The organism is Nocardioides sp. Soil777 (genome assembly GCF_001428425.1).
Taxonomy (GTDB): Bacteria; Actinomycetota; Actinomycetes; order Propionibacteriales; family Nocardioidaceae; genus Nocardioides; species Nocardioides terrigena.
Genome location: NZ_LMSN01000001.1, coordinates 127,270 through 140,392, shown reverse-complemented (window position 1 = coordinate 140,392; position 13,123 = coordinate 127,270). Strand labels below are relative to the sequence as shown.

16 protein-coding genes are annotated in these 13,123 nt (G+C 71.6%); 8 read left to right on the top strand and 8 right to left on the bottom strand.

The genetic code is table 11. The annotated features are described in order from the left end of the window. Positions 1-51: 51 nt before the first annotated feature. The 4 genes from ASG88_RS00710 to ASG88_RS00695 are packed head-to-tail and all read left to right on the top strand — an operon-like array spanning position 52 to position 3,102. The gene (locus ASG88_RS00710) at positions 52-495 is read left to right on the top strand and encodes an SRPBCC family protein (protein WP_056885490.1); all 444 of its coding nucleotides are present in this window, start codon (positions 52-54) and stop codon (positions 493-495) included. Positions 496-518: 23 nt separating this feature from the next. After that, complete coding sequence (locus tag ASG88_RS00705) at positions 519-1,688, top strand: ArsA family ATPase (RefSeq protein ID WP_056885489.1); 1,170 nt, start codon at positions 519-521, stop codon at positions 1,686-1,688. Further along, complete coding sequence (locus ASG88_RS00700) at positions 1,685-2,155, top strand: hypothetical protein (protein ID WP_056885488.1); 471 nt, start codon at positions 1,685-1,687, stop codon at positions 2,153-2,155. Before ASG88_RS00705 ends, ASG88_RS00700 begins: the two co-directional genes overlap by 4 nt. Continuing rightward, positions 2,152-3,102 carry an ROK family glucokinase gene (locus ASG88_RS00695; RefSeq protein ID WP_235534665.1) on the top strand — a complete coding sequence of 317 codons (951 nt, stop codon included), beginning with the start codon at positions 2,152-2,154 and terminating at the stop codon, positions 3,100-3,102. The genes ASG88_RS00700 and ASG88_RS00695 overlap by 4 nt, the downstream gene beginning before the upstream one ends. A 14-nt stretch (positions 3,103-3,116) precedes the next feature. On the opposite strand, the gene ASG88_RS00690 is transcribed toward ASG88_RS00695, so the two are convergent. Both ASG88_RS00690 and ASG88_RS00685 read right to left on the bottom strand, forming a co-directional pair. Continuing rightward, positions 3,117-4,253: a pilus assembly protein TadG-related protein gene (locus tag ASG88_RS00690; protein ID WP_056885486.1), complete on the bottom strand. Its 1,137-nt coding sequence runs from the start codon at positions 4,251-4,253 to the stop codon at positions 3,117-3,119. Positions 4,254-4,285: 32 nt separating this feature from the next. After that, complete coding sequence (locus ASG88_RS00685) at positions 4,286-4,669, bottom strand: TadE/TadG family type IV pilus assembly protein (RefSeq protein ID WP_162259795.1); 384 nt, start codon at positions 4,667-4,669, stop codon at positions 4,286-4,288. Positions 4,670-4,892: 223 nt separating this feature from the next. Here ASG88_RS00685 and ASG88_RS00680 point away from each other — a divergent pair, with 223 nt between their 5' ends. Further along, positions 4,893-5,864 carry an ROK family protein gene (locus ASG88_RS00680; RefSeq protein WP_268790142.1) on the top strand — a complete coding sequence of 324 codons (972 nt, stop codon included), beginning with the start codon at positions 4,893-4,895 and terminating at the stop codon, positions 5,862-5,864. Here the strand turns inward: ASG88_RS00680 and ASG88_RS00675 are convergent. Genes ASG88_RS00675 through ASG88_RS00665 form a run of 3 tightly spaced genes read right to left on the bottom strand, consistent with a single transcriptional unit; the run spans position 5,849 to position 8,407 of the window. Then, on the bottom strand, positions 5,849-7,075 hold the full coding sequence (locus tag ASG88_RS00675; RefSeq protein ID WP_082599756.1) for a TIGR00300 family protein: 1,227 nt from the start codon (positions 7,073-7,075) through the stop codon (positions 5,849-5,851). The two genes, ASG88_RS00680 and ASG88_RS00675, sit on opposite strands and share 16 nt — an antisense overlap. A 28-nt stretch (positions 7,076-7,103) precedes the next feature. Further along, positions 7,104-7,523 (bottom strand): hypothetical protein, encoded by a 420-nt coding sequence (locus ASG88_RS00670; RefSeq protein ID WP_056885483.1) that lies wholly within the window; start codon positions 7,521-7,523, stop codon positions 7,104-7,106. Between the two features lie 56 nt (positions 7,524-7,579). Then, positions 7,580-8,407 carry an alpha/beta hydrolase gene (locus ASG88_RS00665; protein ID WP_235534664.1) on the bottom strand — a complete coding sequence of 276 codons (828 nt, stop codon included), beginning with the start codon at positions 8,405-8,407 and terminating at the stop codon, positions 7,580-7,582. Between the two features lie 61 nt (positions 8,408-8,468). Between ASG88_RS00665 and ASG88_RS00660 the strand changes: the two genes are divergently transcribed. Genes ASG88_RS00660 through ASG88_RS00650 form a run of 3 tightly spaced genes read left to right on the top strand, consistent with a single transcriptional unit; the run spans position 8,469 to position 10,887 of the window. Further along, the gene (locus ASG88_RS00660; RefSeq protein WP_056885482.1) at positions 8,469-9,209 is read left to right on the top strand and encodes a lysophospholipid acyltransferase family protein; all 741 of its coding nucleotides are present in this window, start codon (positions 8,469-8,471) and stop codon (positions 9,207-9,209) included. Further along, the gene (macS, locus tag ASG88_RS00655) at positions 9,206-10,369 is read left to right on the top strand and encodes a MacS family sensor histidine kinase (protein WP_056885993.1); all 1,164 of its coding nucleotides are present in this window, start codon (positions 9,206-9,208) and stop codon (positions 10,367-10,369) included. Before ASG88_RS00660 ends, macS begins: the two co-directional genes overlap by 4 nt. Further along, the gene (locus ASG88_RS00650; protein ID WP_056885481.1) at positions 10,366-10,887 is read left to right on the top strand and encodes a flavin reductase family protein; all 522 of its coding nucleotides are present in this window, start codon (positions 10,366-10,368) and stop codon (positions 10,885-10,887) included. The genes macS and ASG88_RS00650 overlap by 4 nt, the downstream gene beginning before the upstream one ends. Positions 10,888-10,891: 4 nt before the next feature. On the opposite strand, the gene ASG88_RS00645 is transcribed toward ASG88_RS00650, so the two are convergent. The 3 genes from ASG88_RS00645 to ASG88_RS00635 are packed head-to-tail and all read right to left on the bottom strand — an operon-like array spanning position 10,892 to position 13,013. After that, positions 10,892-11,587, bottom strand: a complete 696-nt coding sequence (locus tag ASG88_RS00645) for a hypothetical protein (RefSeq protein ID WP_056885480.1) — start codon at positions 11,585-11,587, stop codon at positions 10,892-10,894. Next, positions 11,584-12,276, bottom strand: coding sequence for a class F sortase (locus tag ASG88_RS00640; RefSeq protein WP_056885479.1), 693 nt, complete (start codon positions 12,274-12,276; stop codon positions 11,584-11,586). The genes ASG88_RS00645 and ASG88_RS00640 overlap by 4 nt, the downstream gene beginning before the upstream one ends. Further along, positions 12,273-13,013, bottom strand: coding sequence for a DUF4397 domain-containing protein (locus ASG88_RS00635; protein ID WP_056885478.1), 741 nt, complete (start codon positions 13,011-13,013; stop codon positions 12,273-12,275). Before ASG88_RS00635 ends, ASG88_RS00640 begins: the two co-directional genes overlap by 4 nt. Positions 13,014-13,123: the final 110 nt, after the last annotated feature.

Here is a 13,123-nt window from a genome sequence, read left to right as displayed (position 1 = left end):
TCGCCCGGAGGAGGCGTTTCTGCCCAGTGCGATGTCCGGTAGGTTCATCGCATGGCCGAGCAGACCACATCGTCGATCGTCATCGATGCCGCACCGGCGGCCATCATGGCCGTCATCGCCGACTTCGACTCCTACCCTTCGTGGGCCAAGGGTGTGAAGACCGCGCGCGTGGTGGAGCCAGACCCGCTCGGCGGCGACCGGGCCGAGCAGGTGTACTTCGAGCTTGATGTCTCGCCCATCAAGGACGAGTACACGCTCGCCTACGACTGGGACGGCGACCGTGAGGTCACCTGGACCCTCGTGGAGGGCAAGATGCTCAAGGCGCTCGACGGCGCCTACGAGCTGAGGGACCTCGGCAACGGCTCGACCGAGGTCACCTACCGCCTCGCCCTCGACGTGTCGATCCCCCTGATCGGCATGCTCAAGCGCAAGGGCGAGAAGATCCTCATCGACACCGCCCTCAAGGGGCTGAAGAAGCGCGTCGAGACGCGCTGAGCGCGCCCGACCCATCTCCCAAGGTGCGCATCCTCCTCTTCACCGGCAAGGGCGGCGTCGGCAAGTCGACCGTCGCGGCCGGTACGGCGGCTCTTGCCGCCGCATCCGGTCTGCGGACTCTGGTGCTGTCCACCGACGCCGCGCACTCGCTGGCGGATGCGTTCGGCGTGGAGGTGGGTGCCGAGCCGACACCGGTCGCCGACGGCCTGTTCGTCCAGCAGGTCGACGCCCAGCTGCGCTTCGAGCAGTCGTGGGCCGAGATCCAGGGCTATCTCCTCAGCGTGCTCGACGTCGCCGGAGTCGACCGGGTCGCCGCCGAGGAGCTGGCCGTCCTGCCCGGCGCCGAGGAGGTGCTCGCCCTCCTGGAGCTCCGTGTGCACGCACTGTCGGGGGAGTGGGACGTCATCGTCGTCGACTGCGCACCTACCGCGGAGACGCTGCGGCTGCTCGCGTTGCCCGAGGCCCTCGGTTGGTACATGGAGCGGGTCTTCCCCGTCGAGCGCCGCATCGTCAAGGCCCTCCGCCCCGTCCTGAGCCGCGCCGCCGGGGTGCCGATGCCGCAGGACACGGTCTTCGACGCGCTGCAGCGTCTGCACGACGAGCTCGACGAGGTGCACGCCCTGCTTACCGGGCCCGAGGCGAGCGTCCGGGTGGTCCTCACCCCGGAGTCCGTGGTGCTGGCGGAGGCCCGGCGGTCGCTGACCTCGCTGTCCCTCTTCGGCTACCGGGTGGACGGGGTCGTGGTCAACCGCATCTTCCCGAGCACCGGGACGGACGAGTGGCGTGCCGGGTGGGTCCGCTCCCAGGAGGCCGTGCTGGCCGAGGTGGCGGAGTCCTTCGCCGGGATGCCCCTGTGGCGTTCGGTCTACCGCACCGGCGAACCGGTGGGCGTCGACGCCCTGCGGGCGCTGGCAGACGAGATGTACGACGGCTCCGACCCGCTCGCCGTACCCGCCGGCAAGGGGCCGTTCACGGTGAGCCGTACGTCGGCCGGGCCCACGCTCGGGCTGTCCTTGCCGCTCGTGACCAGCTCCGACGTGGACCTCTTACGCCACGGCGACGAGCTCGTTGTGACGGTGGGGTCGTATCGTCGCCTCCTGACCCTCCCGCCGGGGCTGGCCCGTCACCGGGTCGCCGGGGCTCGCGTGCAGGACGGGGTGCTGCAGGTGAGGTTCGAGGAGGAGCCGGCGTGACGGGGCAGGACGGCGAGCCCGCAGGCGACGACGCTCCCGAGGTGGGGAGCCTCGCGGAGGAGACGGCCAAGCTCCTTGGTGCGCTGTCCGGTTGGGCGCGCGAGCACGGATCGGACGTCGGCCACGGGGCCGGCGGTCTTGCGGACCACCTCGTGGACCAGGTCACCACCGCTGCCCACCAGGTCGACGAGCACCTTGCGACGGGTGCGCCCGAGTGCACCGTCTGCCCGATCTGCCGAACGGTGCACGTCGTCCGCCAGCTGAGCCCCGAGGTCAAGGCGCACCTCGCCGTGGCAGCCTCATCGCTGGTGCAGGCCGCGGCCGGCGTGCTGGCCACGGTGGTGCCCGACCCAGAGGACGGGGCTGAGGGCGACCCGGACGGTCCGGAGCCGCGCGGCCGCGGACGTCGTACCCAACCAGTGGAGAAGATCGTCCTCGACGAGGACTGGCCCGAGGAGGACTCGTGAGCACCAGCGGACTGGCCTGCGGCGTCGACGTGGGTGGCACCAAGATCGCCGGAGGCGTCGTCGACGCCGAGGGCCGGATCGTCGAGGAGCTCAAGGTCGAGTCGCCGGCGGAGGACGTCGACGCCATCGAGAAGGCCATCGCCGGTCTCGTCACCGAGCTGAGCTCCCGCCATGACGTGACGTGCGTGGGCGTGGGTGCCGCGGGGTACGTCTCCAGCACCCGGTCGCACGTCTATTTCGCCCCCAACCTCGCGTGGCGCGACATCGACCTCAAGGCGGAGCTCGAGCAGCACATCGACCTCCCGGTGGTGATCGAGAACGACGCCAACGCCGCAGCGTGGGGCGAGTTCACCTTCGGAGCAGGCAAGCATGTCGACGACTTCCTGCTGGTCACCGTCGGCACCGGCGTCGGGGGTGGCATCGTCCTCGACGGCAAGCTGCACCGGGGCGCGTTCGGTGTGGCAGCGGAGATCGGCCACATGCGAGTCGTCCCCGGTGGGGTCATGTGCGGGTGCGGCAACCGCGGCTGCCTCGAGTCCTACGGCTCCGGTACGGCGCTCGTGCGCGCGACCCGTGAGGCCGCCGACGGGCGCTCGTTGCTGGCGCGTGACCTGATCGACCGCGCCGGGGGAGACCCGGCGGCAATCGACGGGCCGCTGATCACCGCGGCCGCGCAGGACGGCGACCCGTTCGCCGTCGACCAGTTCTCGGACCTCGGCACGTGGCTGGGGGAGGGCATCGCGTCACTCGCTGCCGTGCTCGACCCGGCGACCGTCGCCATCGGCGGCGGGGTCAGTGAGGCCGGCGACCTGCTGCTCGGCCCGATCCGGACCGCCTTCACCCGTCAGCTCACCGGCCGGGGGCACCGGCCGGTGGCGGACATCGTGCTCGCCGAGCTCGGCAACAAGGCTGGGCTCATAGGCGCGGCGGACCTCGCTCGACGATAGGGCGCGCCCCGCGGTCACTCGACCAGCCGAGTCCGCCTGATTCCCCCGTCGCAGCCGGTTGTGTCGCCAAGATCGCAGTCCGACGCCTGGTTGGATCCGGACGCGCTGATCTGGACGTACTTGATGATCAAGTAGTTCTCAAGGTTGTTGTCGTCGTCGTCGCCGGCGTACATGTCTGTGGGAAGGCCTTCGCACTCATCCTTGGCAGAGTGGTAGTTCTCCGTCTTGCTGAAGTGATACCCGCAGATCACGGCGCCCAGCAGCTTGTACACGGGGAAGGTGGCGTTGTTCCCACTGCCGTCGATGGTAGTCGAGTCGCACTGTGGCGGCGCGCAAAAGACCGGGAACACGGCCTTGACGCTGTTGTCCACGAGGTACTTCCACGACGCCGCCACCTGACCGGAGTCAAGGTTTCCGGGGTTGGACTCCAGACAACCTCCCTCAGGAGTAGCGCCGCCGAGGCATGCTGCCTCGAGGGTGTTGGTCAATTCTCCGGTGGTCTGGTCGCTCGTCTGACCGTCAACCACTGAGACCCCGTTGGGGCAACCGTCGCGCACCTGCTGGACCATCTGGCTGGTGGAGTTGGACGCGGCCCCTGGACAGTCGACCGTCCACCACGCCCCGGAGGCGTTCCCGCACGCCGGCGGCGCCTCCTTGGGGTAGTCGAGACGGACGAACGGTCCGGCGGTCAGCTGAGTGGAGCACATGGCGAGCGGCCGCATACGCGTGCTGGAGCTGGGTCCGACCTCGACCACGGCCTCTGCGATCCGTGTGGTGGTGATCTCTGAATCAGCGTCCATGTGGGGCCCCAGGAACGATGTGGTGTCGCCCTCGACCTCCAGCGTCACGACGATGGTGCCGTCGGCACAGACGGGTTCGTACTGCAGTTGGCGGGAATCGGTGTACTGCTCCTCCCGGTTCCACTCGCGGTAATCCGTGGCGGCCTTCTCCGCATTCTCCAGCGCCTCGGCATTCTGGAGCACGGTCTCGCAGGTCCCCGGGTACTGGGCGAGCTCCTGCGCGGCGGCCAAGGCACCCGCATCCGCGGCCTTCTGGAGGTTGCGCTTGCTCACGTAGGCCTGGCCAAGATCGATCGTGAAGGCCGAGATGCCAAGCAACACGAAGGCGACCAGCACGGTCACCATGATCATGGCCGCTCCCCGCTCGTCGGCACCTCGACGGCTCATGAGTACTCGCATCGGAACTCCGCCTCGCTGTGCAGATCGATCGTGTCCGGGAGGACCGACTCAGGTAGGACCCACGGGAACAGGAACGTAACGGTGACGTCACCGTGCACCTCCATGCTCCGGCCGAAAGTAGAACCGGTGCAGGTGGCGCCCTGGGGGAACGCGATGGCGGGAACGTCGCTTGCCCCAAGAGCAGAGTTGGCGAATTCCGTCGTGGCGATGGCCGTCATGTCGGCACTCCGGTCCACGACCCCGGCCCGAGCGGCCTGACGCACCGCGTTGTCGAGCGACAATTGCTGCGCGAATGCGAAGCCGAAGTTGACAAGCCCGCCAAGGATCATCAGCAGGGGGAAGAGCACTAGGGCAAACTCAACTGCCACGGCTCCGCGTTCCTCACGCCCCGCGCGGCGATGTGCGAGTTTGTGCATCCCAACCCCTCGATCACAATGGTCCCGGCGGATATCAGCCTGAGACTAGGGAGCGCCGGGAGCACCCGGCAGCCTTGTGACCCGAAATGACCCGGGTGGCCACCGCGTCTAGTCCTTTCGGGCTACGCGGCGGGCCCCAACGGTCTGGACAGCGCGCATACGACAGGATCGGTCCGTGACTTCCGCGATGGAACCCGTCTGGGTCGGCGTCGACGTCGGCGGCACCAAGGTGCTGGCCGGGGTGGTCGACGAGCACGGGCGCGTCGTACGCACCGCTCGTCGGGCCACGCCCGGTCGGCGGGTCGACGCCGTGCGCGTCGAGGACGCCCTCGTCCAGGCCGTGCTGGAGGTGGCCGGCGGCTCACCGATCGCGGGAGTCGGCGTGGCCGCCGCCGGGTTCGTGGACGCGAGCGGCAGCCGGGTGATGTTCGCCCCGCACCTGCCGTGGCAGGGCGAGGACGTCCGGGACCGGCTGGCCGACCGCTGGGGCGTTCCGGTGACCCTCGACAACGACGCCAACGGTGCGGCCGTCGCCGAGTGGACGTACGGCGCGGCGCGGGGCGCGCGGTCGGCCATCGTCGTCACCATGGGCACCGGCATCGGCGGCGGCATCATCATCGACGACCACCTGGTGCGGGGGGCCAACGGCATGGCCGGCGAGTTCGGCCACATGCAGGTGGTGCCCGGCGGACAGCCGTGCGAGTGCGGGGGCCGGGGGTGCTGGGAGCAGTACTCCTCGGGCAACGCCCTCGTCCGCTTCGCCCGGGCCCGGATGGGCGAGCAGCCCTCCGTGCTGGAGGAGGCGACCGGCGGCAACCCCGACCTGGTGACCGGCCCGATGGTCACCGAGGCGGCCGAGGACGGTGACCTGGTGGCCCGGCAGGCCTTCGCCAGCGTCGGGGACTGGCTCGGCGTCGGGGTGGCCAACCTGGTGGCTGCCTTCGACCCCGAGGTGGTCGTCATCGGCGGTGGGGTGTCGGCCGCCGGCGACCGGCTGCTCGAGCCCGCCCGCACCGCGCTGGTGCGCTCGCTCGTGGGCGCGGCACACCGACAGGTGCCGCCGCTGGTCGCGGCACAGCTGGGTCCGCAGGCCGGCCTGGTGGGTGCGGCCGAGCTGGCCCGCCGGGCTTCTCAGGCGCGGCGGTAGTCCGGGACCAGCTCGACGGCGAGCTGCTCGAGGAAGAGCCCCACGTCGGTCACGATGCCCTTGGCGTGGCTCGACCCGCGGTCGGCGAGCTTGGTCACCGTGGCGGGGTTGATGTCGACGCACACCAGCGGGATCGACGCCGGGAGGATGTTGCCCGTCGCCACCGAGTGCAGCATGGTCGCCACCATCAGGCAGAAGCCGACGTCGGTGAGCTCGGCGCGCATCGCCCGCTGACCGACGATCACGTCGGTATGGACGTCGGGCAGGGGACCGTCGTCGCGGACCGAGCCGACCAGCACGAACTTCTTCTCGTGCGTGACCATCGCGTGCATGATCCCGCCGGTGAGGACGCCGGAGTCGACGGCGGCCTTGATCGAGCCGGCCTTGCGGATCGTGTTGAGCGCGCGGATGTGGTGCTCGTGCCCGTGCTCGACGCCCTGGCCCTTGGCCAGGTCGACACCCAGGCTCGTGCCGTAAAGCGAGGACTCGATGTCGTGGGTGGCCAGTGCGTTGCCTGCGAAGAGCACGTCCACGAAGCCGGCGTCCACCATCGCCACCATGGCGGGCGCGGCGCCCGTGTGCACGACGCCCGGGCCACCGACCCACAGCACCTTCTTGCCCTCGGCCTTGGCCTCGCGCATGCCGTCGGCGACCTGGCGCACGAGCACTGCTTGCGGCTTCTCCGACGAGACGTCCGACTCCATGAAGCCGAAGGCGTCGCTCGACTTGTCGACCACGGGCGCGCTGACCCGGATGCCCGAGGCGCCCGTGACGACCTGCATCCCGATCTTCACGTCGGACATCGGCAGGGTGAAGATCCGCTCGCCCTCGACGACGAGGCCGCAGTCCATCTCGGGGTTGTCGACGTCGTACCAACGGCCCTCGAGGCGGACCCGGGTGGGGAGGTTGGTGGTGGAGTAGAAGCCGTCGGGGAACACCCCGTCCATGTCGGCCACGGCGACGCTGGCCTCGCCGGGGTCGGTCTGGTTGACGGCGTGGGTCTGCAGTCGCATCAGGAGCCGCTGCAGGGAGTCGTCGTCGTCGGCCATCACGGTGATGGTCGCGTGGCTGGTGTCGGTCTGCTCGTGACCGAGGTCGATGTCCTTGATGACCCAGTCACCGCCGTACTGACGGATGTCGTCGAGGACGCGCGACAGGATGCCGCTGTCCATCAGGTGGCCGGTGACTTCGACGTTCTCGCTCACACTCACGGGCCGACGATAGCGCCCGTGGCGCCGGTCAGATACGCGAGCCGTCGTCCCAGGGCTCGCGGGGCTCGCGCGACATCGTGGCGACGAGGTAGCCGAACCCGCCGACGAACCAGGTCAGCAGCGCGTAGTCGAGCACCGTCGGCAGGTCGAGCGTCGCGATGAGGCACACGAGCAGCACCACCGGTACGCCGAAGACACCCGCCCAGGCGATGGCCCGCGGGGGCGCAGGCCGGGGGAGCGGGGGCGGCGGCGGAGGTACGAAGCGCTCCTCGTCCACGGGTCGTACGACGGCGACCTCGGGCTCGGGCTCCGGCACCACGGCCGCGACGGGCTGGGGCTCGGACAAGGGAGCGTCGTCGACCTCGACACGCTCACCGTAGTTGTCCACGATCTCGCGCCAGACCGCGTCCTCGCGGGTCCGCCGCTCGTCGTCTCCGCGTGGGCTCACACACCCACCGTAGCCCGCCTGCGGTGGTTTGGAGAGGGTCGTTGGTCCGTGCTTCCTCAGCCGGCGTCGGCGGAGGCGACCCTGCGGACGAAGTCGGCGGACTCGTCGAAGATCGCCTGCGCGTCGTTGTCGAGCGTGGCCACGTGGTAGCTCTCGGAGAGCATCCGCTCGGTGAAGTCCCGCGAGGAGACGTTGCTCCGGATGATCTCCAGCGACGTCGGGTCGACGACGTGGTCGACGGTCGACTTGAAGAACAGCAGCGGAGCGGTGATGCGGGCCAGGTCCGCGCGCAGCGGCCTCCAGCCCTCGCGCATCATCGAGTCGGCCGCCTTGAGGGGCGTGCGCGAGTAGCCCAGCTCCTCGACGCCCGGCTTCTTGATGTCGTTGGCGATGCCGGGGAACGACGGCACCAGCCACTTGAGGACGGGCAGGGCCCGGACGTCGAGCCGCGCGGTGTTGACGGCCGGGTTGACCAGCACGATCCCGGCCACGGCGTCGGGGTGGTCGGCCGCGAGGCGCAGCACCAGGGAGCCGCCCATCGACAGGCCCCCCACGACGACCGCGTCGTTCTCGTCGCGGAGCTTCTCGAAGGCCCGCGACGTCTCGGCGTACCAGTCCTTCCACCCGAGCGAGTTGAGGTCCTGCCACTGCGTGCCGTGACCCGGCAGCAGCGGCACCTCCACGGCGTACCCCTTCTCGGCGAGCGCGCGACCCCACGGCTTCATCGAGTAGGGCGAGCCGGTGAAGCCGTGCTGGAGCAGCACGCCGATGCGTCGACCGCCGGTGAGCTCGGGCTTGGCGACCGCGGTGAACGGCCGCGGGACCTCGGGGTCGGTGGGCTCGACGGGCGCGGCCGGGCCGCCTCGCTTCAGGGGATTGATCACGGGGGAAGTGTGCACCACGAGGGGGACACCGGGGAGGGGCTTTCGGGGCTAGGCTCACCCCGTGCTGTATTGGTTCCTCAAGTCGGTGGCGCTCGGCCCGCTGCTCCGCGTGATCTTCCGCCCGAAGGCGTTCGGCGTCGACAACGTCCCCGAGGAGGGTGCCGCGATCCTGGCGAGCAACCACCTCTCGTACGCCGACTGGCTGTTCATGCCGCTCACCCTCAACCGCCGTGTCACCTTCGTGGCCAAGGCGGAGTACTTCACCTCGCCCGGCATCAAGGGCTGGTTCCAGAAGAAGTTCTTCTCCGGGGCCGGTCAGGTGCCCATCGACCGCTCGGGTGCCAACGCGGCCGAGGGCGCGATGAAGTCCGCCAAGAAGATCCTCGACCAGGGCGACCTGTTCGGCATCTACCCCGAGGGCACCCGCTCGCACGACGGCAAGCTCTACCGCGGCAAGACCGGCGTCGCCCGGCTCGCGCTGGAGACCGGCGCCCCGGTCGTCCCGTGCGCGGTGGTCGGCACCGACGTGGTCGCGCCGACCGGCAAGATCTTCGGCTCGTGGACGCGCCCGATCGTGCGCTTCGGCCCGCCGCTCGACTTCTCCCGCTACGACGGCATGGAGAACGACCGCTACATCCTGCGGTCCATCACCGACGAGATCATGTACGAGATCATGCGGCTCTCCGAGCAGGAGTACGTCGACATGTACGCCGCCAAGGCCAAGGAGCTCTCCAAGGAGCAGGCCAGGGCGTCGAAGGACCAGGCCCCGCACGACGAGGCACCCCAGAAGCAGGCGTCCTGACCGGCGCCGCCCCACCCGTCGACGAGCGGGCCGCGGTCGCGGTCGAGGACCGCCTCCACCGGGCGCTCGCGCTCGTCCGGGTCGTGGTGACCGTCAACATGGTCGCCCTCAACCTGTGGCGCCGCGACAACTACGACAACCCGGCCCTGGGCGCCGCCGTCGTCACCGTGGCCGTCGTCTGGACGGGCGTCGCGCTGTGGGCCTACTCGTCCGCACGTCGTCGTACGCCGTTGCTGCTGGGCGCCGACCTGGCGATCGCCGTCGGCGCGATCCTCCTCACCCCGCTCGCCAAGGGGCCCGACTTCAACGCCACCATCCCCGGCTTCTGGGTCATGGGCGCTCTTCTCGCCTGGGCGGTGCACTGGCACTGGAAGGGCGGCCTGGCCGCTGCGGTGGCCCTCTCCGCGGCCGACATCGTGATCCGCGTGTCCGTCGACCAGCCCATCGACCAGGCCAACTACGGCAACGTCTTCCTGCTCATGATCGGCGGCCCGATCGTCGGCTACATGTGCGCCTCGCTCCAGCGGATGGCGGTCGAGCGCGACGCCGCCCAGCGGGCCGCGGCGGCCGCCGAGGAGCGCACCCGGCTCGCCCGTGCGGTCCACGACGGTGTGCTCCAGGTGCTGTCCCTCGTGCAGCGCCGGGCGGGTGAGGCGGGGGGTGACCTGGCCGAGCTCGGGCAGCTCGCTGGCGAGCAGGAGCGCAGCCTGCGGTCGCTCATCCGCCAGCAGGACACGGTCACCGCCCCGACCGGCTCGACCGTCGACCTGGCCGGGGCCCTCGAGCGTCTCGGCTCCGCACACGCGGGTCGCGTGGACGTCGCCACCCCGGGCACCCCCGTGCCCGTGCCCACCCACGTGGCGCAGGAGCTGGTGGCCGCGGTGTCCGCCTGCCTCGACAACGTCCGCGCCCACGTCGGCGACACCGCCCCGGCCTGGGTCCTGCTCGACGCGGTCCCCGGCGAGGTCACCGTCTCCGTCCGCGACGACGGGCCGGGCATCCCCGACGGCCGCCTCGAGGCCGCGGCCGCGTCCGGCCGTCTCGGGGTCGGAGAGTCGATCCGGGGTCGGCTCGCCGACCTCGGTGGCACCGCCCGGCTGGACACCGGCACCTGGGGGACCGAGTGGGAGCTGACCGTGCCGATCGAGGAGCAACCGTGACCATCCACTCCGAGCACCCCTTCGCCGACCCCGAGGGCGCGCGCGACGCCGCCCGTCGGCTGCGCGGCAGGCTCTCGGCCCGCGTGGGCCTCTGGACGACCGGCGCAGACCGGGAGCGCGTCGGGCTGACGGTCTCGTCGATGCTCGTCGTCGGCGGCGAGCCGCCCCTCGTGGTCGGGCTGCTCGACCCCGACTCGTCGCTCGGCGAGAGCCTCGACGTCGGCGACCGGGTCGTCGTACACCTGCTGGAGTGGGAGCACCGCGACCTGGCGGAGCAGTTCGCCGGCCTGATGCCGGCACCGGGCGGGCCGTTCGCCGGCACCGCCTGGGAGCAGACGCCGGCGGGGCCGCGGCTCGCCTCGGCGTCGACCTGGGCGACCTGCACCGTCACCGACACCCGGCTCCTCGGCTGGTCGCTCGAGGTGGTCTGCTCGCTCGACGAGGCGGAGCTCGGCCCGGACGAGGAGCCCCTGCTGCACCGCCGCGGTCGCTACGTCCGGCCCGACGCACGCGCCTGAGCGCTCATCGCAGGGACACCTGCGCGAGCACGCGGTCGTCCACCCGGGGGCCGGCCCGCTCGACGATCCAGCCGCCGTCGGGACCGAGGGCGCCGCACGGCTCGGGAGCACCGTCACCGACGGCCGGCGCGCAGGCCAGGGACAGCACCTCGGGGGCGAGGAGGGCATGGATCACCCGCTGCGGTGGCGGCTCGTGCGTCACGTCGAGGGCCGTCACGAGGGCGAGGGCCCGCCCGGGCGCCGACGCGCCGCTCCGCTCGACGGCGCCCTTCAACCGGTAGCGGACCTGCACCGAGCGGGCGCCCAGGAGGGGATAGCTCGCGGGCACCGTGGTGATCCGCGCGGAGCCCGACACCCGGCGGCCGTCGGCCAGGACCCGCACGTTGCGGGCCTCGACACCCTCGGCCCCGGTGACGGCGGGCAGCGAGAGGCCGATGTCGACGAGTGTGGCGCTGCTCTCGATCCAGTGCGTCACCCGCAGGTCTCCGGAGGGGAGCACCACCGTGCGGACGTACGACTCGTCGGCCTCCAACGGCTGGGGAGGCGAGGCTCCGCGTCCCTCGCTGCTGAGCGTCGCCGCCGAGGATCCCTCGCCGTCCATGCGACTGGCGACCAGGGCGATGGTCAACGCCGGCAGGACGACGAAGACGAGGCCCAGTAGGAGCAGGCGGGAGGCGCGGCTGACATCGGGGCGCTTCACGGCCGCGACCCCCGGGACGGAGGACCGACCGGCACGGCGGTGACGACGGCGAGGTTCTGGTAACCACCACGGCTCGCGACGTACGGCGGGGCGCACGTCACCATCGTCAGCCGGCGCGGACCGCTCGGGGCGAAGAGACCCGTGCGCTCGGTCAGCGGACCCTGCGGCACCAGGCGCAGGGAGCGCACCTCGAAGTCCTGGACCAGCCCCGCGGACCGGAGGCGCACGCGCTCGCCCCCCTCGAGGCGCAGCAGAGCAGCGAACGGACCGAGGCCCTGGGTGCGGGAGTCGACGTGGGCGGCGACCAGCGTCGACCCGAACGGGTCCCCGATCCGTGCCCCGCCGTCCCACCACCCGGCCACGCCGGTGTCCGCCGGGACGTCGAGCAGGCCGTCGGCCGTCGTGGACGCCGTACGGACGGGTACGACGACGCCACCGGGCAGCACCACGGCGACCGGTCGCTGGGGTCGGACCACCGACGAGGCACGTTGCGCGGGGGTGACGGGCACCGCCGACGACGACGCGGAAGGCGACACCGGGGACGACGCCGGGCCGCGCGTCGCGTCCCGGGCGTCGCGTGCGTCGGTGGCGGTCGGGCCGCTGCAGGCGGCCAGGAGGAGCGGGACGAGCAGGGCGAGCGCCGGGACGACCCCGCGGAGCGGGGTGACACCGCCGCCCGACGTGCTCATCCGCCCAGCAGGAAGGGAGTGACGGGGATGCCGCGCGCCAGGCCCGCCGAACCGGTGTCGATGGTGGTGGGACGCACCGCCCCGTCCGCGGTCAGGGTGGAGGTGTGGGCGATGACGTTCATCGAGCCGTCCCGCGGGTTGCCGTAGGCGTAGATCATCGACAGGGTGCGCGCCTCGAGCGCCACGTCGAGCGGGCCCAGGATCGGGTCGGCCGTGCTGCCCGACGGGAGCAGCGCCACGACGTGGGTGCCCGCCGGCACCTCCGCCTCCGCGAACTCGCCGTTGGCGATGTTGGTGAAGACGGTCTCGCCGTTGACCCGCACGTCCGCCGGAGCCACGGTCGCGGTGTGGGCCAGCACGACCCGGGCCTTGTCGGGACCGATCGCGCCCGTCGGGGCGTCGTACGAGTGGACCACGGGGTCCCCACCGACCTCGGCGGGGAGGTGCAGCACCACGTCGGTGCTCGCCCCGGTGGCGACGTCGAGCGAGGAGGCGACGTCGACCCCCGGGCCGGTGAACGTCACCTCGTGGCCACCGGGGGACAGGTCGAAGGGTCCCAGCACGTCGCCGACCTCGGCCCCGGTCGCGACCGACCGGCCGTCGACGGAGACGTCGACGGTGGCCCCGGGCACGGCCTGGATGACGGTGACGTTGGCCAGCGCCTTGACGGGGCCGGCGGCCTGGCCGGGCGTCCCGGTGGCCAGGAGCGGCAGCAGGAGGGCCGACGACGCGGCCATGACGATTGACAGTGCTCGATGCATCCGACACTTCCCCCGGGCAGATGACGGCCCACATCCCGAGCCACGGCCCCCACGACACCATCGGGCCCGGGGGCGGACAACCCCAC